Source organism: Neisseria sp. P0021.S007 (assembly GCF_051956855.1).
In genome coordinates this window covers 1-454 of the sequence record NZ_JBQCXA010001619.1, presented here as the reverse complement: position 1 = coordinate 454, position 454 = coordinate 1, and the positions used below count along the sequence as shown (strand labels likewise).

Sequence of the window (454 nt, the reverse complement as noted above, 5' to 3'; positions counted from 1 at the left end):
CTCTGCCAAATACTCGGCTTGGTTGGCGACTTCGCCCAACACGGTAATCAGCACAATGCGGTCAAACGATTGATCGGGAAAATCAAAATGCGTGCCGTCGCACAAATAATAATCTACATTGTCGATATGTCGACGACGCAAACGTTTTTCGGTATAAGCCAACATTTCCGGCTGTATATCCGCTGCCACCAATCGTCCTTGCGGAACTGACTGCGCCAGTGTCGGGCTGAAATAACCCGCCTCGAAGCCCACTTCCAAAATGCGGTGATGCGGCGCAAGGTGCAGCCGTTGTACGATTTGTTGCGGCGAAAGTGCCCAGTTGCGCAAAGGAATCAGCAGCGTGAATGCAAGTTGATGCGGGAAGATTTTGCCTTTTTGCGTGAGTCCCTGCCAAATGCTTTTGAGCGTCTTAAACATTTGGATTCCTTGGGGTAATGTTGTTTTGCATTGTGTC

General features: G+C 49.8%; 1 protein-coding gene. It reads right to left on the bottom strand.

Going from position 1 to position 454, the window contains the following annotated elements; genetic code table 11:
• On the bottom strand, positions 1 to 417 hold a 417-nt coding region (locus ACTHUR_RS20570), incomplete at its 3' end, for a class I SAM-dependent methyltransferase (RefSeq protein ID WP_440400652.1).
• Between the last annotated feature and the right edge of the window lie 37 nt (positions 418 to 454).